We start from the raw sequence: 20,274 nt of genomic DNA on the forward strand, positions 1-20,274 counted from the left end.
TCGCATCGACACCGGCCACTGGTCGGATGTCTGTTCGTCCCCTCTGGTACTCGTAGTTGGGCCGGCTTCCAGCAGCATTGTCATGATTCGCCGTGCTGACCTCGCACGATCCGCATTTCGATAGGAGATGGGATAACCATGCAACCGAACGACGACGAGCCAGAGCGCCGGCCCATTGGCGAGTTGCTGCGGGGCCTGGAGATGGCTCCGCTGGAGGAGGGGGCGACGCCGATCATGGCGTTCGTCGTGGTGAAGTACCTCGATGCCGACGGGGAGGCGACGTGGGCGTTCCGCGCGACGTCAGCCCCGAACAAGGAGGAACTGCTCGGCGAACTACAGGTGCAATGTGATCTGCTGCGCCGCAGTCTCGTGCGGGAGTGGGAAGCAGACGACGGCGACGACTGACCCCAAGTGGATCCCGCCGGGCTACTTGCTCATCCCCGCGGTGAGCCCCGCGACGATCTGCTTGGTGGCGATGGCGAAGAGTGCGATCAGCGGCAGGGTGGTGATCACCAGGCCGGCGAAGATGGTGGAGTAGTCGTTGGCGTGCTCGCCGAAGAAGGTGGAAAGGCCAACGGGCAGGGTGTATTTGCTGTCGCTGCGCAGCAGCACCAGCGGGAACAGGAAGTCGTTCCAGATCGGCACGAAGCGGAACACCGCCACCGTCGCCAGTGCCGGACGCACCAGCGGGATCATGATCGTGGTGAACACCCGCCACGGCCCGGCGCCGTCGATAGCGGCGGCTTCTTCCAGTTCGCCCGGCACCTGCCGGAAGAAGGCGCCGAGCACGAACACCGAGAACGGAACCCCGCCGGCACCGTACAGCAGGATCAGCCCGATCCTTGAATCGATCAGCCCGACCCCATCGAAAAGATAGAAGATCGGCAGCACCGCAAGGTGAATGGGCAGCATCAGCCCGGAAAGAAACAGCGCCTCCAGCACCCGCATGATGCGGGAGTTGCTGCGCGCCAACGCATACGCCGCCGCGGTGGACACCGCCGTCGACAGTGCCACCGCACCGATGGTGACCAGCAGCGAGTTCAGGAAGTACGCGCCGAACTGCCCCTGCGTCCACGCGCGCCGATAGGCGGCAAAGGTGGGCGAGGTGGGCAGCCCCAGCGGATCGGTGGCCAGCTGCATGTTGGTGCGCAGCGACGACATCACCATGATCAGCAGCGGCAGCAGCGCCACGATCGCGTAGCCCCACAAGATGATCGAGGCCGCCACCCGCCCCGGACCGCGGCGTCGGGTCGTTCCGCCGCCGGCGGCCTTCGGCTGCCGCAGCGGATCGCTGGGCGCCGGCGCGGCCGGCACTGTGGTGGTGGCCGTCATCCCAGCAACCGCCGTTCTTGCCGGCGCAGCACCCAGGTGGCCGTCAACGCCCCACCGAAGATCACCACGAACAACAGTGTCGCCAGCGCCGACGAGGTGCCGATGGCATCGGTGGCGCCGGAGTCGAAAGCGGTGCGGTAGAACAACAACGACAAGAAGTCGGTGGCCCCGCCCGGATTGCCGGTACTACCGCCGACGGCGTACGGCAGCGCGAACGCCTCCATCGCGAAGATGAAGGTCAACACGCTGACGGTGCCGATCGCCGGCAGCAGCAGCGGCAGCTTGATCCGCCGGAAGATCTGCGAAGGACGGGCGCCGTCCACCCGCGCCGCCTCGCTGAACTCCTCGGGGATGCCGCCCAGCGCCGCCCCGTACAGCAGTACCGGGAACCCGATCCACTGCCAGACGCTGATCAGGATCACCACCGGCAGCGCCGTCGTCGGATCACCGAGCCACGGCAGCGCCCACGACTCGAGGCCGACTTTGCGCAGCAGGGTGTTCACCGGCCCGAACGCCGGCGACAGCAACAGGCTCCACAGATAGCCGACCACCAACGGGCTCACCAGGTACGGCACCGCGAACAGGGTCTGCAGTGCCCGCCGGGTACTCGCCCTCGAGTGCAGCAACGAGGCGATGCCGAGGCCGATGCTGTTCTGCAGCACGATGGTGGCAAGGAAGAACACGATGTTGTGCAGTAGCGCCCGCGGTAGATCGGTGGTGAACGGCGGCTTGGTGAACAGTGCCTCGAACTGCTTGAACCCGACGAACGCGCCGCGGCTGGTGCCCTGCCAGTCGAAGAAGGCGTAGCTGAACGCGGTCACCATCGGGTAAAGGATGAACACCCCGAACAGCACCAGCGCCGGCAGCACGAAAAGGGCCGCCGTGCCCAACCGCATTCTCATCGCCGCGCTCGCCCCTCAGCTCCGTTCCGCCGGTCAACGCCCTACTGCTGGGGTTTGAACCAGGCCGCAAGGCCCTTGTCCATGTCGGTGCCGACCTGAGCGGGAGATTGCTTGCCCAGCAACACGTTCACCATGCCCTTGGTGAACAGCTCGCCCCCGGACGGGGTGCCGTAACGGAAATCGGTGAGCAGGAAGTACGGCGACGGGTTCTTGGCGTAGAAGTCGCTCATCTGCTTCATCACCGGGTCCGAGAAGGTCACCCCAGGCACCGCGGAGACCTGCTTGATCTCGTCCACCACCAGCTGCCCGAACTCCTTGGTGGACATCCACTTCACCAGCTTCTTGGCCGCCGCCACGTTCTTGCTCTTGGCGTTCACCCCGAAGTTGCCGTCGGCCCAGCCGGCGGTGGTCGGGGTGGCCCCGGCGGGGGAGCCGTCCACCACCGGCATCTGGAACACCCCAAGCTTCAGGTCGGGGTTGGCGGCCTTGAGCATCGCCAGATCGTAAGAACCGCCGGGGAAGATCGCGGCCTTGCCGGTCGCGAACAGGGTGACGGCGTCGGTCAGTGGCACGCCGGTGACGCCGTCGGGCATGTACTGCTTCAGGTCGGCGACGGTCTGGATGGACGCGGTCCAGTTCGGGTCGGTGAAGTTCTTCTTGCCGCTGGCCGCCGCTGCCGCGAACTCCTTGCCGCCGAAGCGACTTGCCGCCACCGCCTCGTGCACGATCGGCAGGGTCCAGTCGTCCTTGCCGCCGATGGCCAGCGGGGTGACCCCGGCCTGCTTGAGCTTCGCGCAGGCGTCCTGGAACTCCTTCCAGGTGGTCGGCGGCTTGATGCCGTTGGCGGAGAACACATCTTGGTTGTAGTAGAGCTGCACGCTCTGCTGGGCGAACGGCACCGCGTACAGCTTGCCATCGGCCTTGCCCTTGGCGCTGGCCACAATGGTCGGATCCCAACCCTTGAGATCGAGGGTGTCGTCCAGCGGCACCAGCGACTTGGCGGCGAGGGTGGCCTGCAGCTGTCCGTAGGAGCGCACCTGCGGCACGTCGGGCCCGTCCGAGCCGGATAGCCCGGTGGCCAGGATCTGGTTGTACTCGGTGGCCTTGAACGCCTTGAAGTTCACCGTGACGCCCGGGTTCTTGCTCTGATAAGCATCGAAGATCTTGCGGTACGCGGCGGTGTCCTCCACCCGCCAGGACCACACCGTCAGGGTGACCGGCCCGTCGGCCGATGCCGCGCCGCCGCCCGAACCGCCGGCCGAGCCGCCTGCGCCCGCCGCGGTGCCGGTGGACGCCGAGTCCGAGTTGGACGGCGCGCAGCCCGCCGCCAGCAAGGCCCCCGTCAGCGTTGCCGCGGCGGCCATCAGCAGGGTGCGACGGGGCCGCGCGCGGCGGATGGGACCGTGGTGCACGGTACTGCTGAACGACGGTGTCATGGCAGCTCTCCTTGGGACCGGGGTGCGGACGGCGGAACGGTAGCGGATGGTGCAGACGTAGAACCTGACCCACCGGCAGGTGACGGGTGAACGGCGGTGGGCAGCACCGCCAGGGCGCGCCGGACCACCCCGCCGGTGGCGGCGAGAGCGGCCCTGGCGTCGGCGGCGGAGACGCTGCCGATGACGCTGACCAGTGCCGTCTTCAACTCGCCGTCGGCGGCCTCGATGTGCGCCCGAGCGGTCTGCTCGTCGGCGCCGGTGGCCTCTCGCAGGATGCGCACCGTACGCCCGCGCAGCTTGGCGTTGGTGGCCCGCATGTCCACCATCAGGTTCGAGTAGGTGCGGCCGAGGCCGATCATCACCGCGGTGGAAAACCCGTTCAGCACCAGCTTTTGCGCCGTCCCAGCTTTGAGTCTGGTGGAGCCGGTGATCGCCTCCGGCCCGGTCGGAACGGCCAGCAGCACGTCGACCCCGGTGATGTCGGGATGCGGGTGCGAGGTGACCAGCGCGGTGACCGCGCCGTTGTCGGCGGCCGCCCGCAGCGCCCCGGCCACATAGGGGGTGCGCCCTGACGCGGTCAGGCCGATGACGACGTCGCCGGGGCCGGTGTCGGCGGCGTCGGCGGCGCCGGAACGTTCGTCGTCCTCGACGTTCTCGGCGGCCCGGATCAGCGCGGCCGCACCACCGGCGTGGTGGGCGACGAACCAGTCGGCGGGGGCGTTGAACGTCGGCAGCAGCTCCGCGGCATCCAGCACGGCCAACCGGCCCGAGGTACCGGCGCCGAAGTAGTGCACCCGGCCGCCGGCGGAAATGCGTTGCACGGCAATGTCGACCAGCGGTGCGAGCGCCGGAAGCACGGTACTGACCGCAGCGGCGACCTGGCGGTCCTGTTGATTGAGCAGTTGCAACACGGCGAGCGAGTCTTTGGTGTCGATCTCGGCGGTCGCCGGGTTGCGGTCTTCGGTCGGTGACTGCACCGCGACCTCTGGAAGCATCCGCTGAGGTTAGATTTTTCCTCAGGCCGAGTCAACGATGTGAAGAACTGACGACCGGGTGTCGCAGCGCACCCGCGCCCGGTCGGGGCGGGTTTGGTCAGTCGTCGGTGTGGTGCCCGCGGACGGCCCGCCGGGTGGCGGCCACCGCCTTGCGGGCCCGCGGCAGATGCTGCTGGGCGGTGGCCAGATACAGGCAATCCACCACCAGCAGCGCGGCCATCCGGCTGGCGGTGGCGCCGGAGCGTTCGCTCGGTTCCCGGGCCGCCGTCAACAACGAAATGTCGGCAGCGGCGGCCAGCGGCGCCATCGGATAGTTGCTGATCGCAATGCTTTTGGCGCCGTGCGCGGCGGCGGCGCGCAGCGCCTCCACCGACTCGGTGGTGGTGCCGGAGTACGAGATGCCCACCGCGACATCCGACCGGCCCAGCAGCGCAGCGCTGGTCAGCGCCAGGTGCGGGTCGTTGAAGCTGAACGCCACAAAGCCCAGCCGGTACAGCTTCTGCTGCAGATCGGCGGCCACCAGGCCGGACGCGCCCATGCCGTAGATGTCGATGCGACCGGCCTTGGCCAGCGCGCCGGCCGCATTGGCCAGCGCCCTGCGGTCGATGCTGTTGGCGGTGTCGGTGATCGCTGCGGCATCGGCCGAGGCGACCTTGGCGAGGATGTCGTCGAGGCTGTCGCTGGCGTTGATGTCGCCGCGCGGCGGCGTCGCGCCGGCCGCAGCAGTGGCCGCAGCCGACGCGGCTGCCAGGGCCAGCCGCAACTGCGGATATCCGCTCAGCCCAAGGCGTTTCGCGAACCGCAGCACGGTGGTCTCCGACGTGGCGGCGCGGTCGGCGAGCTCGGAGATGGTCAGCGCGGACACCGCCGCTGGGTTGTCCAGCACCAGCGCGGCCACCCGTTCCTCCGCGGGCGTCAGCGTCGGCCGCAACCCGCGCAGATGCACCAACAGCGGACGTCCCTGCTCGGCGGTGGGCGGTGGGGTAGCAGCGGACTGCCCGCGGCGCTGGGTGCTGGTTCGGGAACGACGCTCGGCCATGATCGCTACCGTACGTCCGCCGGGGCGGCAAACCACGGCAATACCGATGGTTCCGGCCCGGCCCGTGTCCAGCGCTGGGGTCAGGCCCGACCGGTGCCGGCAGGCGGGGCAACCGCCGGGCGCGCCGATCCGCCAGGCGGGTCGGTGCCGGCGTCGATCGCGGTGGCCAACGCGCCGGCGAAAGCGGCCCGGATCGGTTGCAGGCTGCGCCCGTTGCGGCTGGGATGCACCCGGTTGGTGAGCAGGATCGCGAAGCTGCCGCGGACGAAATCGATGACGATGCTGGTGCCGGTGAAGCCGGTGTGTCCGGCCGTCGCCGGCCCCGTCGCAGCGCCCATGTAGGCAGGCTGATCGAGCTCGAGGCCGAGCCCGTGGGCGTGGCCGGGGAACGCGCCGTTGCGGTCGGTCACCAACAGCCGCACCGATTCCTCCCGCAGGATGCGGTGCCCGGCGTAGACGCCGCCGTTGAGCAGGGTCTGCGCCAACACGCTGAGATCGCCGGCGGTGGAGAACACGCCGGCGTGCCCGGCGACACCGTCGAGCGCCCAAGCGTTCTCGTCGTGCACGCTGCCCCAGACCATGCCGCGGTCGGGCACCTGCTGCCATTCGGTCGCCGCGATCCGCGGGCGGCGGCGGCCGTCCGGCGCATAGTTGGTGTCGCGCATGCGCAACGGCCCGGTGATCCGGCTGCGCACCACGGCGTCCAGCCGGTGGCCGGTGATCTTCTCGATCACCTGCTGCAGGGTGATCATGTTCAGGTCCGAGTACCGGTAGTCGGTGCCCGGCAGGAACGTGAGCGGAGTCTGCAGGGCACCCAGCATCCGGCTCTGCGGGTCGGGGTACTTCGAGTAGAGCGGCACCCAGGCCGGGAACCCGGAGGTGTGGGTGAGCAGCATGCTCACCGTGACACGCTCCTTGCCCGGCCCGGTGAAGGCCGGCAGATAGCGCTGCACCGGCGCGTCCAGGTCGAGCCGGCCCTGCTCCACCAGTTGCACGGCCGCGATCGAGGTGAACAGCTTGGACAGCGACGCCAGGTCGTAGATGGTGTCGGTGCGGGCCGGGATCCTGGCCGGCGCCGGCAGCAGCACGGCCTCGGTCGCTGCCGGGTCCCGCGGCGCCTGGTACAACCGGGCAAAACCGCTGGCCTCTTCGGCGACGATGCGGCCCCGGTAGCCCAGCACCGCGACGGCCGACGGATAGGCCCGCGGCCGATCCGGCGAGTCCCGCTCGTTGGCCACGATCGCGGTCATCGCGTCGGCGATCGCCCCCGGGTTCAAGCCCACCGATTGCGGTGCCCCCGGGCGAAGCTGGTCGACGTTCATGAAGGTCCATTCCTGCGTTGCTGCTTGGTCGAGAGCGGCCGCCGATGCGGGCGGTCGGGAGAAGAAAGTGGCCGCGGCGACAGACAGGCACCCGGCCCCACCGAGGTGCAGCAGAGCCCGGCGGGACAGTCCTGGTGCGCGCAGTTCGCCGTCGCCGCTCACGGCCGGCCTCCCGGGTAGAGCAGGTACCGCTGTCGGCGGACTTTGAAGGCCGACAGTTCGCGTTGGTAGGCGCTCACCACCGCGGTGGCGCTGGCGCCGGCGGTGATCTGTTCGCGCAGCCGGGTCGACCCGGTGAGCTTGTCGATCCAGTAAGGACGCTGCGGGTCCCAGCTGTCCTTGCGCCAGCCGAATTCCGGGTAGAGCTGCCGCGCCGCCACCAGCAAGTGGATCGCCAGCGGGATGGCTTGGACGGCCTGGATGTCGTCGAGGTGCACCTGAACGCCGCCGCACACCTCGCCGGTGAACTTGCCGAACGTCGGGGTGAAGTAGCACTCGCGAATCCGGACGCCGGGGAGACGTTGTGCGGCAACGGCTTCCGCCCATCGATAGTCGACGAACGGTGCGCCGAGAATCTCGAAAGGCCGGGTGGTGCCGCGACCCTCGGTGAGCACAACACCCTCGAACATCCCGGTGCCGGGATACAGCAGTGCGGTGTCCGGCGTCGGCATGTTCGGTGACGGCGGCACCCAGGCCAAACCGGTGTCGGCGTAACGCATGTCGGGCCGCCAGCCCGTCATCGGCACGACGGTGAGCTTGCGCAGCCGGCCGCCGGCGACGTCCGGCAGCAGCTCGCCGTCGTAGTAGCGGGCCAGTTCGCCGACCGTCATGCCGTGCTGCTGCACGATCAGCCCGGCGCCGACGCCGGAGGTGAACGCCGGTGTCATCATCGGCCCGTCGGCCTTGCCGCCCAACGGGTTCGGCCGGTCGAGCACCACGAACTCGGCGTTCACCGCGATGGCTGCCTGCATGGCGGTGAACATGGTCCAGATGTAGGTGTAGAAGCGGGCGCCGGCGTCCTGGATGTCGAACAGCACGGTGTCGACGCCGGCGGTGCGGAACAGCTCCGTCATCTTCGACACCCCGGCGCCGTAGGCGTCGTAGACGGTCAGCCCGGTGCGCGGGTCCTTCGTCGTGCCCTCAGAGCCGCCGGCCTGCGCGGTGCCGCGGAAACCGTGCTCCGGCCCGAAGATCCCGACGATGTTCAGTGCGCCGGTCCGGTGCATCACGTCGACGATGCTGCGCAGCTGGGCGTCCACCCCCGTCGGGTTGGTGATGATGCCGAGCTTGCGGCCGCGCAGTGCCGAGAACTCTTGCGCGGCAAGGACCTCGAACCCTGTTGAGACCGAAGCGGCCGGCATCGCCGGGGCTGCGGCGGTGGCTGCCGCCATGGCGCCGGGCGCTGCCGGCGCGGCGGCCGCGTTGCTGACGCCGATAGGGGCCGCCGCCGCGGCCACCCCCAATCCGGTGGCGGTCAACAACCTTCTGCGGTTGAGCGCGCTCATCAGTGCTCCCTGGGTAGCGCGGCGATCGGTCAGCGTGCCGGTCGCCGCTGGTGAATGGTTCACATTCCGTGCGTCGCACCTGGGACTAAACTGCATCGGCTCGCTGCGCACAAGGTCTCGGCGCGGGGTTGGCAGGAAGCGGCCAACGGCTCCGGCGACTCGGCCAGGCACCGCCGCGGTGCCGCCCCGATCGGCGATCGATACGCATGCCAAACTGGCGCCATGACGACCTTTGATTGCGCCGATCCGACCGCTCGGCGGGCCGGGATCGCCGCCGCGGTCCAAGCGGCAAGGGCCGGCAACCTGGTGGTGCTGCCCACGGACACCGTCTACGGCATCGGCGCCGACGCGTTCAACGCGGCAGCAGTGGCCCAGCTGCTGGCGGCCAAGGGCCGCGGACCGGACATGCCGGTCGGCGTGCTGGTCGGCTCCTGGACCACCATCGACGGGTTGGTGACGGCGGTGTCGCCGGTGGCGCGCCGGCTGGTCGAGGCGTTCTGGCCGGGCGGGCTGTCGCTGGTGGTGGAGCACGCTCCGTCGTTGGCGTGGGACCTCGGCAACACCGGTGGCTCGGTGATGGTCCGGATGCCCCTCGACCCGGTGGCGCTGGAACTGCTGCGCACTGTCGGGCCGATGGCGGTGTCGAGCGCGAACGTCACCGGCCAGCCGCCGGCCACCACCGCCGCGGCGGCGCAGGCTCAACTCGGCGACAAGGTTGCCGTCTATCTGGAGGCCGGGGAGAGCTCCGTCGGCGAGCCGTCCACCATCGTTGATCTGACCGGCAAGGTGCCGCGCATCCTGCGTCAGGGCGCCGAGTCGCTCGATCGGATTCGTGAGGTGGCCGGAGAGGTGATTCCCGCAGGCTCCTGAGGCATCCCGACCGGGCCGGTGGGGACAACTCCGGCGACTACGCTGGCCGGGTGCCTTCCCTGATCCCCGCGCGGGAGTACGCGCTGGTGTTCGCCACCGCGGCACTGGTGACGTTCCTGATCACCGCGGTGGTGCGGGTGTTGGCCCGCCGGATCGGGGCGTTCACCCCGATCCGCGACCGGGATGTGCACAAGCTGCCGACGCCGCGGATGGGCGGGGTGGCGCTCTACCTCGGCGTTGCCGCCGCCGTTCTGCTGGCCCGGCATCTGCCGGGGTTGTCGCAGGCCTTCGAATCCACCACCGAGATCACCGGGGTGCTGGTGGCGGGCGCGCTGATCTGTGTGGTCGGTGTGCTGGACGACCGCTTCGATCTTGACGCGGTGACCAAGCTCGCCGGCCAGGTCCTTGCCGCCGGGGTGCTGGTGCTGTTCGGCGTGCAGTGGGTGCAGATGTGGCTACCGCTGGGGGACAACGGCAGCACCGTCTCGCTGGGCCAGGCGCAGGGGCTGGTGATCACCGTGCTGATCACCCTGGTGCTGACCAACGCGATGAACTTCATCGATGGGTTGGACGGGCTGCTGGCCGGGGTCGCGCTGATCGCCGGCATCGGCGTCTTCGTCTTCTCGGTGCACCAACTGGCCGCCTCGCACAATCCGACCAGCGCCTCGCAGGCGCCGTTGATCACCGCTGCACTGATCGGCGCCTGCGTCGGTTTTCTGCCGCACAACTTCTGGCCGGCCCGGATCTTCATGGGGGACTCGGGGTCGATGTTCATCGGGCTGACCATGGCGGCGGCCATCGTCTCGGCCGGCGGCCGGCTGGACTCGTCCACCTACGGCGGCAAGAGCACGGTCGCGTTGCTCTCGCCGCTGATCGTGGTACTCGCCGTCGTGCTGATCCCGCTGCTCGACTTCCTGATGGCCGTGGTGCGGCGGACCAGGGAAGGACGGCACCCGTTCTCGGCCGACAAGCGGCACCTGCACCACCGGATGCTCAACATTGGGCACACCCACAGGGCTGCCGTCCTTGTCTTTTACTTATGGGCCGTGGTGATATCCGGCGGCGCGGTGTCGCTGAGCTTTCTGCCGTGGCAGGTGGCGATCGGGCCGATCCTGCTGCTGCTCGGCGTTGCCGTGGTGGTGTCGGCGTGGCCGCGGGTGCGGGCCAGGCGGCTCACCCGCTCCCGCACCCTGGTCAATGTGCCCAGCGCCTCCGGCGCCGGCTCGGAAGGATCAGCATGAGCAGCCCCGACCCAAGCGGTGCCGCGGCCGACCGCCCGCTGCTGGACCTGTCCACCGCGGAGCGGGCGGCGAAGCGGTCGGACATGGCGGTCTGGTCGCTCGGGCATCTGCCGATCTGTTGGGCGGCGCTCGGCGCCGGCACCGCCGTGCTGGCGGTGGTCGGCGGTCTGGTCACCGGCTGGTACGCGGTGTGGGGGACGCTGATCGGTGGCGCCATCGTCGGGCTGTTCTTCACCGTGTCCGCGGTGATCATCGCCAGGGTCGGGGCATGCAATCCGAAGCGCATCATGGCGGCGGCGCTGGCCACCTATGTGCTCAAGATCGTCGCCCTCGGCGTGGTGCTCACCGTGATGCCGCGGGACGGTTGGGTCGACACCCGCTACCTGGCCGGCTCGGTCGGCCTCGGGCTGTTCTGCTGGCTGGGCGCGCACATGCGCTACGTCTGGACCAGCAAGATCTTCTACGTCGACCCGAGCTGAACCTCTCCAACTGACCCGAGTCGGCACCTGCGCCGGGGTCGATCGAATCCCGATGCGGGCGGGCGAAGTCCGCTGGCAGCAGGGGATCTCGTGGCGTACCCGCCCTCGGCCGGCGGTCGTCGGGCGAAAACTTCGACGTGATGTAGAAAAACGGCGCCCCGCGTGCCGGAACATGGTCGGACGACTGTTAGAGTTCTGCTTGCCATGAAGATGCGGCGCCCTCCCGTGATGCACGGACATGCTGGTACGGACCAGGGCTGGGCCGTGATCTCCTCGATGCTCGCGGCTCTCGCGCTCTGGGGAGTGATCGGCTGGCTGCTCGACCAGTGGTGGGGCACCAAGTTCGCCCTGCCGGTCGGCGTCATCATCGGAATGGCTCTCGGGATCTACGCGGTGGTGGCCAGAGTTGACCATTCGCAGCCCGGACAGACGCGACCGACCGACCCAGACACCGGGCCGCCACCGGCCAGGTCCCGAAGGGAGACCGAGTGATTTCCGCTCCGTCCGTACCCGCGTATCGCGCGGCGTTCGAACCGCCGGACGTCACCCACTCGTTCTTCCCCGACCCGATCGGCAACGGCACGGTCATCTCGTCGGTCAAGGCGATGGTGCTGCTGGTCCTCGGCGTGGTGTTGATCATCGCCTTCTTCATGGCAGCGTCACGGCGCGCGGCGGTGCAGCCCAGCAAGATCCAGTTCGCCGGCGAGTCGGTGTACGGCTTCGTCCGCAACGGCGTCGCCATCGAAATCCTCGGCGGGCCCAACGGCCGCAAGTGGGCCGGCTTCCTGTGCACGCTGTTCGTCTTCATCTTCGTGATGAACTTCTGGGAGCTGGTGCCGCTGGCCCAGCTGCCGGTGACCTCGCACTTCGCCGTGCCGGCGTTCCTGGCGGTGCTGGTCTGGCTGATCTACAACATCGTCGGCATCCGCAAGCATGGCTTCTTCGGCTACCTCAAGCTGCAGACCTACATCCCGGGTGTGCCCTGGCCGATGCACATCCTGTTGATCCCGATCGAGTTCCTGTCGAACATCGTGCTGCGGCCGTTCACGCTGGCCGTCCGTCTGTTCGCCAACATGTTCGCCGGGCACATGCTGGTGGTGGTGGCCGCAGCCGGCACCGTCTACCTGTTCACCGACTGGCGGGCCAACTCGATCTTCTTCGTGCTGCCGTTCATCGCCAGCATCGGCCTGGTGTTCTTCGAGCTGATGATCTGCGGTCTGCAGGCGTATGTGTTCACGCTGCTGGCCGCGATCTACCTGGAGGGGTCGCTGGCCGACTCGCACTGATCTCGTTCCACCACGCAGTAGCAGCTATCCGCCACGTCATGCACTGACCAACGACCAACCCACTGATTCCGCAGCCCGCGGAACCGGCGAGTGCACTACCGAAAGGGAGAACCAACCCCATGTCTGCAGCTCTCACCGCAGCCACCAACCTGGCCGCCGTCGATGTTCAGATCGTCGGCAACCTCGGCACCATCGGCTACGGCCTGGCCGCCATCGGCCCCGGTATCGGTGTCGGCATCGTCTGGGCCGCCTACATCCAGTCGACCGCCCGGCAGCCCGAGTCCGCCGGCCTCACCCGTACCTACGCCTTCCTCGGCTTCGCGGTGTCCGAGGCGCTGGCGCTGCTCGGCTTCGTGGTGCCGTTCATCCTGCAAACCACGCCGAGCTGACTCGCGGCAAGTGCAGGGAGCCGCTCACCCGAGTTGCCTGCCAGCCGCAAGTGGAGCAAGCGACCTGGGTCCGTGCGGCGCCGGGTCACGGGCACTAGCCCCCGCATGATTGCCATCACCGACGCAAGGACCCGATCAGCATGAGTTCAGTGCAGTACCTAGCGGCCGAGGGCCCCCAGCCTCTTGGCGTCCCCATCGGCGAGCTCATCATCTCCATCATCGCGTTCGCGGTGCTGGTGTTCGTGCTGGCCAAGTACGTCTGGCCGATGTTCGAGAAGGCCTACGCCGCTCGCACCGAGGCCATCGAAGGCGGCATCAAGAAGGCCGAGCAGGCGCAGAACGAGGCCAAGGCCGCGCTGGAGCAGTACAACCAGCAGCTGGCCGGGGCTCGCGAAGAGGCCGCCAAGATCCGCGAGGACGCCAGGGCGCAGGCCCAGGCCATCAAGGACGACATGCTCGCCTCCGCCAAGGCCGAGGCCGACCGCATCGCGGCCGCCGGCCAGGCGCAGTTGGAGAGCCAGCGGGCGCAGATCGTCGCCGAACTGCGCGGCGACCTCGGCCGCACCTCGGTCGACCTGGCCAGCAAGGTGGTCGGTGAATCGCTGGAGGACGACGCCCTCAAGCGCCGGACCGTCGAGCGCTTCCTGGCTGATCTGGAGCACTGATGCAGCACATCTCCAGCCTGCAGTCGGTCGACGAGCTGACCCAGACGCTGCTCGGCGAGGCCGCCAAGCTCTCCGACGACGACCTGCGCGTCGTCGGCGGAGACCTGCTGGCGGTCGCCGATCTGCTGCGGGCGCAGCCCGTCCTGCGCCGCACGCTGTCGGAGGCGACCACGGCGCCGCAGGCCAGGATCGGCGTCATGGAGCGGCTGCTCGACGGCAAGATCCGCCCGGTGTCGCTGGAGCTGGTGAAGCAGGCCGTCAGCAAGCAGTGGGCGTCTGGAGCCGATCTGCGCGAGGGCGTCGAGCGGCTGGGCCGTACCGCGTTGTTCCTGTCGGCGGAACGCTCAGGGCAGTTGGACGAGGTCGAAGACCAGCTGTTCCGGTTCGGCCGGATCATCGACGGCTCGCCCGAGCTGTCCGTCGTCCTCGACGACCCGACCGCCGACCCGCAGGGCCGACGCAAACTGGTGGGGCAGCTGCTCACCGACCGCGCCAACCCGCTCACCGTGCAATTGCTGGAAGGCCTCGCCACCGACACCCAGGGTCGTTCGTTCTCCCACGGCGTCCGGGAACTGGTGGAGCAGGCCGCCGAGCGACGCCGCGAGGTGGTGGCGCAGGTGCAGACGGTGGTCGACCTGGACGACAATCAGAAGCAGCGGCTGTCCGAGGCGCTGCGCAAGATGTACGGCCACCCGGTCGCCCTGCACATCGAGGTCGACGAGTCGCTGGAAGGCGGCATGCGCATCACCGTCGGTGACGAAGTAATCGACGGCAGCGTGGCGGGCCGGCTGTCCGCGCTGCGCCGCCGGTTCGCCGGCTGACCGGTACCGCACCGCACCACAACTACACACTCATTCGCCGACGGCACCGGCCCGGCGGACGCCAGCAGCACAAGCCCAGCCACAGCAACGGGCACGAGAAGAACGGGAATGCGATGACCGAGTTGACGATCTCCTCCGACGAGATCCGCTCCGCGATCCAGAACTACGTCTCCGAGTACTCACCAGAGGTGACTCGCGAGGAAGTCGGCATCGTCGAGAGCACCGGCGACGGCATCGCCACCGTCGAGGGGCTGCCCTCGGCGATGGCGAACGAGCTGCTGCAGTTCCCCGGCGGCGTGCTCGGCGTTGCGCTGAACCTCGACGTGCGCTCCATCGGTGCCGTCATCCTCGGCGACGCCGACAGCCTCGAGGAGGGCCAGGAGGTCACCCGCACCGGCGAGGTGCTGTCGGTGCCGGTGGGCGACGCCTTCCTCGGCCGGGTAGTGAACCCGCTCGGCCAGCCGATCGACGGTCTCGGCGAGATCACCGCGGAAGAGCAGCGTCAGCTCGAGCTGCAGGCGCCGACCGTTGTGCAGCGGCAGGAGGTTGCCGAGCCGCTGGAGACCGGCATCAAGGCCATCGACTCGATGACCCCGATCGGTCGCGGCCAGCGGCAGCTGATCATCGGCGACCGCAAGACCGGCAAGACCGCGGTCTGCGTCGACACCATCCTGAACCAGAAGGCGAACTGGGAGACCGGCGACCCGAAGCAGCAGGTGCGCTGCATCTACGTCGCGGTCGGCCAGAAGGGCTCGACCATCGCCGGTGTCCGCAAGGTGCTGGAAGATGCCGGCGCGCTGGAGTACACCACCATCGTCGCCGCGCCGGCCTCCGACTCTGCCGGCTTCAAATGGCTGGCCCCGTACTCGGGTTCGGCGCTGGGCCAGCACTGGATGTACCAGGGCAAGAGCGTGCTGATCGTCTTCGACGACCTCACCAAGCAGGCCGAGGCCTACCGCGCCATCTCGCTGCTGCTGCGCCGTCCGCCGGGCCGCGAGGCCTACCCCGGTGACGTGTTCTACCTGCACTCGCGGCTGCTGGAGCGCTGCGCCAAGCTCTCCGACGAGCTCGGCGCCGGGTCGATGACGGGCCTGCCGATCATCGAGACCAAGGCCGGCGACGTCTCCGCGTTCATCCCGACCAACGTCATCTCCATCACCGACGGCCAGGTCTACCTCGAGGCCGACCTGTTCAACTCCGGCGTCCGGCCCGCCATCAACGTCGGCATCTCGGTGTCCCGCGTCGGCGGCAAGGCCCAGACCAAGGCCATGCGCAAGGTGTCCGGCACGTTGCGTCTTGACCTGTCCGCCTACCGCGAGCTGGAGGCGTTCGCCGCCTTCGGTTCCGACCTCGACCCGGCGTCCCGCCGGTCGCTGGATCGGGGATCCCGGCTGGTTGAGCTGCTCAAGCAGCCGCAGTACGACCCGTTCCCGATGCCGGAGCAGGTGGTCTCGATCTGGACCGGCACCACCGGCAAGCTCGACGACGTCCCGGTCGGCGACGTCCGCCGGTTCGAGGGCGAGTTCCTCGAGTACCTGCGGCACGTGCCGAACTCGCCGCTGGCGGCGATCGCCGAGTCCAAGCAGCTCGACGACGACACTGTCTCCGCCCTGGACTCCGCGCTCAACGAGTTCCGCCAGTCGTTCACGCTGTCCGACGGAAAGCCGCTGATCGGCAACGAGAAGCAGGCCGAGGCCATGGATGCCCAAGACGTCGGCCAGGAGAAGGTCCAGGTCCGCAAGCCGCCGCTGGCCAAGCGCTGACCGACCGACTCGAAGCCGCTCAAAGCAGAAAGGGAGGTGAACCGTGGCCGCACAGGCACGCGTGCTCAAGCAGCGCGTCCGTAGCGTCAAGTCGACGCAGAAGATCACCAAGGCGCAGGAGCTGATCGCGACCTCGCGGATCGCCAAGGCCCAGGCCGCTGTCGAGGCCGCGGCGCCGTACTCCGACCAGATCACCGACGTGCTGACGGCGCTGGCCGGCGCCTCGACGTTGGATCACCCGCTGCTGGTGGAACGCGAGAACCCCACCAGGGCGGCGATCCTGCTGATCACCTCCGATCGCGGGCTCTGCGGCGGCTACAACGTCAACGCCATCCGCGCCGCCGAAGAACTCGCGGCGCTGCTGCGCGACCAGGGCAAAGAGCCGTTGATGTACATCATCGGGCGCAAGGGTGTTGCCTACTACACCTTCCGCCAGCGGCCGATCATGGATTCGTGGACCGGCTTCTCCGAGCGTCCCACCTACGCCGACGCCGAGGCCGCGGCCAAGGTGCTGCTCGAGGCGTTCCTGGCCGGCAGCGACGGCGTCATCGAAGAAGGCCCGGATGCCGGCGACAACGGCGTCGACGAGATCCATGTGGTGTCAACGCATTTCGTCTCGATGCTGAACCAGGTGCCGGTGGCGAGGCGGGTCGCGCCGATGGAGGTCGAGTACGTCGAGCACGACGACGACTCCGGCCCGCTGCCTGCCTACGAGTTCGAGCCCGGCCCGTCCGAGCTGCTTGACTCGCTGCTGCCGAAGTACGTGACCACCCGGATCTACGCCGCGCTGCTGGACTCGGCGGCCAGTGAATCGGCCGCTAGGCGGGCCGCCTGCAAGGCCGCCACCGACAACGCTGGCGAGATCATCCGCACCCTGAGCCGGCAGATGAACCAGGCCCGCCAGGCCCAGATCACCCAAGAACTCACCGAGATCATCGGCGGTGCCGACGCTCTCGCCGCAGCCAACAGCGAAGAGGACTGACCATGAGCACAGCATTTGCCCCGACAGACAGCAGCCAGGCTGCCGGTAAGGGCACCGGCCGCGTCGTCCGCGTCATCGGCGCGGTGGTCGACGTGGAGTTCCCGCGCGGTGCGGTACCCGACCTGTACAACGCCCTGCACGTCGACGTCGACGGCGGCGGCATCAAGCGGATGCTGACCCTCGAGGTCGCGCTGCACCTTGGTGACGACATCGTCCGCTGCATCGCCATGCAGCCCACCGACGGCCTGGTGCGCGGTGTTCCGGTTACCGACACCGGCGAATCCATCACCGTCCCGGTCGGCGACGTGGTCAAGGGTCACGTGTTCAACACCCTTGGCGACTGCCTTGACGAGCCCGGCGTCGGTAAGGACGCCGAGCACTGGTCGATCCACCGCAAGCCGCCGCCCTTCGACCAGCTCGAGGGCAGCACCGAGATGCTGATCACCGGCATCAAGGTGATCGACCTGCTGACCCCGTACGTGCAGGGCGGCAAGATCGGTCTGTTCGGTGGCGCCGGCGTCGGCAAGACCGTGCTGATCCAGGAGATGATCACCCGTGTCGCCCAGAACTTCGGTGGCACCTCGGTGTTCTCCGGTGTCGGCGAGCGCACCCGCGAGGGCAACGACCTGCTGGTGGAGATGACCGAGTCCGGCGTCATCAAGGACACCGCGCTGGTGTTCGGTCAGATGGACGAGCCGCCGGGCACCCGGATGCGCGTCGCGCTGGCCGCGCTCACCATGGCCGAGTACTTCAGGGACGAGCAGAACCAGGACGTGCTGCTGTTCATCGACAACATCTTCCGGTTCAGCCAGGCCGGTTCCGAGGTGTCGACGCTGCTGGGCCGGATGCCGTCCGCGGTGGGTTACCAGCCCACCCTCGCCGACGAGATGGGTGAGCTGCAGGAGCGCATCACCTCCACCCGCGGCCGGTCCATCACCTCGCTGCAGGCCGTTTACGTGCCGGCGGACGACTACACCGACCCGGCGCCGGCCACCACCTTCGCGCACCTGGATGCCACCACCGAGCTGGACCGGGCCATCACCGAGAAGGGCATCTACCCCGCGGTGAACCCACTCACCTCGTCGTCCCGCATCCTGGACCCGCAGTACGTGGGCGAGGAGCACTACCGGGTGGCGCAGGAGGTCAAGCGGATCCTGCAGAAGTACCGCGAGCTGCAGGACATCATCGCCATCCTCGGCATGGACGAGCTGAGCGAAGAAGACAAGCTGGTGGTGGGCCGGGCTCGCCGGATGGAGCGTTTCCTCGGCCAGAACTTCTTCGTTGCCAAGCAGTTCACCGGCCAGGAGGGCTCCTACGTCGAGCTCAAGGACACCATCCAGGCGTTCGCGGACATCGCCAAGGGCGAGTACGACAACATCCCAGAGCAGGCCTTCCTGAACGTCGGCGGTATCGACGACGTGCTGGCCAAGGCCAAGCAGCTGGAGAACGGCTGAGCGGGCGCTGACCGCGGCCGGCCCCGCGCTGCCCGCTTGCGGGCGGGCAGCGCGGGGCTGGCCGCGGTCAGCACCGGCGCCGTACACTCATGGACAACCACCACGCACACCCGACACGGCGGGGCGGGTTGCGTGGCATACCTCGTTACCGGGAGTTGACACGTGGCTGAGATGCAGGTGGAGCTGGTCTCCGTAGAGCGCGAGATCTGGTCGGGTCCGGCGCAGATGGTGGTCGCGCGTACCACCGACGGCGACATCGGCATCCTGCCGGGGCACGCCCCGCTGCTGGCCGAACTCCGTGAGGGCTTTGCGGCCCGCATCACCGACGAATCCGGCCAGGTGCTCGGGGTGGCGGTGCACGGCGGGTTCCTGTCCGTCACCAAGGAGAAGGTGTCGATTCTGGCCGAGGGCGCCGAACTGTCCGACGAGATCGACGTCAGCCGCGCCCGCGCCGCCTACGACCAGGCCAAGGCCGCCGGCACCGAAGAGTCCGACCGCCTTGAGGAGCTGCGCCACGCAAGGGCCCAGCTGCTCGCGGTGGGTGAGGACGTCTGAGGTACTAAGAGGTAAGCGGATCGGACGTCAGCGCCATGGCCATCGCGGAATATATCGGTCTGGCGCTGTTGGTTGCCGTCGTTCTGCTGATCGCCGTTGTGGCGTTCCGCCGGGTGACGCTCACCCGTTCCGGCTCCATCGATGTCTGCTGGCGGCCCGCCGACCGTGAGATCGGCCGCGGCTGGGTGTTGGGCCAGGGCCGCTACCAGGCCGACGAGCTCGACCTGTACCGCTCGTTCTCGCCGCTGCCGATCCCGTCGAAGGTGTTGCGGCGCAATGCTTTGGTATTGGGTAGTCGCCGTCCCGCCGAGGGCACCGAGCTCGACCTGCTGCCGCTGGACGCGGTGATCGTGCGATGTACCGAGCGGGCCGTCGCCGGCGCCGAACCGGTGGGGGAGCCGTCCAGCCGGGACTGGGAGCTGGCGCTGAGCGAGGCGGCGCTCACCGGGTTGCGCTCGTGGCTGGAATCGGCGCCGTCGGTGACCCGCCGAGTGTGACGTTGGGCCGGCCTTCCGGGCGGCAAGGTTGGTGGGCGTTGCCGGAGTTGGTGAGTGGTGCCGGGTCAGCGTTACCGGTCAGCGTTCGCCGCCTGGCACCCACAGCACGTCGTCGCCGTCGTTGGCCTTCCGCGCCACGATGAACAGCAGATCCGACAGTCGGTTCAGGTAGCGGCCGGTGAGCGCGTTGGTGCCGTCCGGGTCGTGCTCAACCAGCGCCCAGACGCTGCGCTCGGCGCGCCTGGCCACCGTGCGGGCCTGGTGCAGCAGCGCGGCGCCAGGGGTTCCGCCCGGCAGGATGAACGAGCTGAGCTTAGGCAGATCGGCGTTGAACGCGTCGCAGTCGGCCTCCAACCGCTGCACGTACTCGTCGGTGACGCGCAGCTGCGGCGCGGCCGGTTCGGCGCCGGCGGCGGGCAGCGGGGTGGCCAGGTCGGCGCCGACGTCGAACAACTCGTTCTGCACCCGGCCGAGCACCATCGCGATGACGGGGTCCAGCTGACCCAGCGCCAGCGCAACGCCGATGCTGGCGTTGGTCTCGTCGGTGTCGGCGTAGGCGATCAGTCGCGGGTCGGTCTTGCGCACCCGCGAGAAGTCCGAAAGGCCGGTGCTGCCGTCGTCGCCGGTCCGGGTGTAGATGCGCGTCAGATGCACGGCCATGACAGGCAAACTACCGGCAGCTGGGCTTCATCGGCCTCTCCGCTGTGGGTCTTGCGACCGCCGGCCGGGGCAGTAGCCGGT

The 20,274-nt window shown here is 68.8% G+C and carries 22 protein-coding genes; 14 read left to right on the forward strand and 8 right to left on the reverse strand.

What is annotated here, in order from left to right:
• The first annotated feature begins 138 nt into the window (after positions 1 to 138).
• Positions 139 to 405, forward strand: a complete 267-nt coding sequence (locus HKD39_RS00075; protein ID WP_171197826.1) for a hypothetical protein — start codon at positions 139 to 141, stop codon at positions 403 to 405.
• Between the two features lie 21 nt (positions 406 to 426).
• Here HKD39_RS00075 and HKD39_RS00080 read toward each other — a convergent pair whose 3' ends face one another.
• From HKD39_RS00080 to HKD39_RS00110, 7 genes are all read right to left on the reverse strand, one after another.
• A complete protein-coding gene (locus HKD39_RS00080) occupies positions 427 to 1,332 on the reverse strand; it encodes a carbohydrate ABC transporter permease (protein ID WP_171197827.1) in 906 nt (301 codons plus the stop codon).
• The gene (locus HKD39_RS00085; RefSeq protein ID WP_212753722.1) at positions 1,329 to 2,234 is read right to left on the reverse strand and encodes a carbohydrate ABC transporter permease; all 906 of its coding nucleotides are present in this window, start codon (positions 2,232 to 2,234) and stop codon (positions 1,329 to 1,331) included. The genes HKD39_RS00080 and HKD39_RS00085 overlap by 4 nt, the downstream gene beginning before the upstream one ends.
• A gap of 41 nt (positions 2,235 to 2,275) precedes the next feature.
• On the reverse strand, positions 2,276 to 3,670 hold the full coding sequence (locus HKD39_RS00090) for an extracellular solute-binding protein (RefSeq protein WP_171197828.1): 1,395 nt from the start codon (positions 3,668 to 3,670) through the stop codon (positions 2,276 to 2,278).
• Positions 3,667 to 4,665: an N-acetylmuramic acid 6-phosphate etherase gene (locus HKD39_RS00095; RefSeq protein WP_171197829.1), complete on the reverse strand. Its 999-nt coding sequence runs from the start codon at positions 4,663 to 4,665 to the stop codon at positions 3,667 to 3,669. Before HKD39_RS00095 ends, HKD39_RS00090 begins: the two co-directional genes overlap by 4 nt.
• A gap of 97 nt (positions 4,666 to 4,762) precedes the next feature.
• The gene (locus HKD39_RS00100) at positions 4,763 to 5,704 is read right to left on the reverse strand and encodes a MurR/RpiR family transcriptional regulator (RefSeq protein WP_171197830.1); all 942 of its coding nucleotides are present in this window, start codon (positions 5,702 to 5,704) and stop codon (positions 4,763 to 4,765) included.
• A gap of 80 nt (positions 5,705 to 5,784) precedes the next feature.
• Positions 5,785 to 7,188, reverse strand: a complete 1,404-nt coding sequence (locus tag HKD39_RS00105) for a serine hydrolase domain-containing protein (protein WP_212753723.1) — start codon at positions 7,186 to 7,188, stop codon at positions 5,785 to 5,787.
• Complete coding sequence (locus HKD39_RS00110) at positions 7,185 to 8,531, reverse strand: exo-beta-N-acetylmuramidase NamZ family protein (protein ID WP_171197831.1); 1,347 nt, start codon at positions 8,529 to 8,531, stop codon at positions 7,185 to 7,187. The genes HKD39_RS00105 and HKD39_RS00110 overlap by 4 nt, the downstream gene beginning before the upstream one ends.
• Positions 8,532 to 8,753: 222 nt before the next feature.
• Between HKD39_RS00110 and HKD39_RS00115 the strand changes: the two genes are divergently transcribed.
• The 13 genes from HKD39_RS00115 (at position 8,754) to HKD39_RS00175 (ending at position 19,533) form a co-directional block, all read left to right on the forward strand.
• Positions 8,754 to 9,401, forward strand: coding sequence for an L-threonylcarbamoyladenylate synthase (locus HKD39_RS00115; protein ID WP_171197832.1), 648 nt, complete (start codon positions 8,754 to 8,756; stop codon positions 9,399 to 9,401).
• A gap of 50 nt (positions 9,402 to 9,451) precedes the next feature.
• Positions 9,452 to 10,642 (forward strand): MraY family glycosyltransferase, encoded by a 1,191-nt coding sequence (locus HKD39_RS00120; RefSeq protein WP_171197833.1) that lies wholly within the window; start codon positions 9,452 to 9,454, stop codon positions 10,640 to 10,642.
• Positions 10,639 to 11,121, forward strand: coding sequence for a Cg1360 family ATP-synthase-associated protein (locus HKD39_RS00125; protein ID WP_171197834.1), 483 nt, complete (start codon positions 10,639 to 10,641; stop codon positions 11,119 to 11,121). The genes HKD39_RS00120 and HKD39_RS00125 overlap by 4 nt, the downstream gene beginning before the upstream one ends.
• 210 nt (positions 11,122 to 11,331) lie before the next feature.
• Positions 11,332 to 11,613, forward strand: a complete 282-nt coding sequence (locus tag HKD39_RS00130; protein WP_171197835.1) for an AtpZ/AtpI family protein — start codon at positions 11,332 to 11,334, stop codon at positions 11,611 to 11,613.
• Entirely contained in the window at positions 11,610 to 12,407 is a 798-nt protein-coding gene (atpB, locus tag HKD39_RS00135; protein ID WP_171197836.1) for a F0F1 ATP synthase subunit A, read from the forward strand. The genes HKD39_RS00130 and atpB overlap by 4 nt, the downstream gene beginning before the upstream one ends.
• Positions 12,408 to 12,526: 119 nt before the next feature.
• Entirely contained in the window at positions 12,527 to 12,796 is a 270-nt protein-coding gene (gene atpE, locus HKD39_RS00140) for an ATP synthase F0 subunit C (protein WP_171197837.1), read from the forward strand.
• Positions 12,797 to 12,936: 140 nt separating this feature from the next.
• The gene (locus HKD39_RS00145) at positions 12,937 to 13,461 is read left to right on the forward strand and encodes a F0F1 ATP synthase subunit B (RefSeq protein WP_171197838.1); all 525 of its coding nucleotides are present in this window, start codon (positions 12,937 to 12,939) and stop codon (positions 13,459 to 13,461) included.
• Complete coding sequence (locus HKD39_RS00150) at positions 13,461 to 14,282, forward strand: F0F1 ATP synthase subunit delta (protein WP_171197839.1); 822 nt, start codon at positions 13,461 to 13,463, stop codon at positions 14,280 to 14,282. The genes HKD39_RS00145 and HKD39_RS00150 overlap by 1 nt, the downstream gene beginning before the upstream one ends.
• Positions 14,283 to 14,395: 113 nt before the next feature.
• A complete protein-coding gene (atpA, locus tag HKD39_RS00155; protein ID WP_171197840.1) occupies positions 14,396 to 16,045 on the forward strand; it encodes a F0F1 ATP synthase subunit alpha in 1,650 nt (549 codons plus the stop codon).
• Between the two features lie 43 nt (positions 16,046 to 16,088).
• The gene (locus tag HKD39_RS00160) at positions 16,089 to 17,027 is read left to right on the forward strand and encodes a F0F1 ATP synthase subunit gamma (protein WP_171197841.1); all 939 of its coding nucleotides are present in this window, start codon (positions 16,089 to 16,091) and stop codon (positions 17,025 to 17,027) included.
• A 2-nt stretch (positions 17,028 to 17,029) separates the two neighbouring features.
• Positions 17,030 to 18,481, forward strand: coding sequence for a F0F1 ATP synthase subunit beta (gene atpD / locus HKD39_RS00165; protein WP_171197842.1), 1,452 nt, complete (start codon positions 17,030 to 17,032; stop codon positions 18,479 to 18,481).
• A 162-nt stretch (positions 18,482 to 18,643) separates the two neighbouring features.
• Positions 18,644 to 19,036, forward strand: coding sequence for a F0F1 ATP synthase subunit epsilon (locus tag HKD39_RS00170; RefSeq protein ID WP_171197843.1), 393 nt, complete (start codon positions 18,644 to 18,646; stop codon positions 19,034 to 19,036).
• Positions 19,037 to 19,071: 35 nt separating this feature from the next.
• Positions 19,072 to 19,533: a DUF2550 domain-containing protein gene (locus HKD39_RS00175; RefSeq protein WP_171197844.1), complete on the forward strand. Its 462-nt coding sequence runs from the start codon at positions 19,072 to 19,074 to the stop codon at positions 19,531 to 19,533.
• 78 nt (positions 19,534 to 19,611) lie between these two features.
• Here HKD39_RS00175 and HKD39_RS00180 read toward each other — a convergent pair whose 3' ends face one another.
• On the reverse strand, positions 19,612 to 20,193 hold the full coding sequence (locus HKD39_RS00180) for a cob(I)yrinic acid a,c-diamide adenosyltransferase (RefSeq protein WP_171197845.1): 582 nt from the start codon (positions 20,191 to 20,193) through the stop codon (positions 19,612 to 19,614).
• Between the last annotated feature and the right edge of the window lie 81 nt (positions 20,194 to 20,274).

Source organism: Nakamurella aerolata, assembly GCF_013002705.1.
Taxonomy (GTDB): Bacteria; Actinomycetota; Actinomycetes; order Mycobacteriales; family Nakamurellaceae; genus Nakamurella; species Nakamurella aerolata.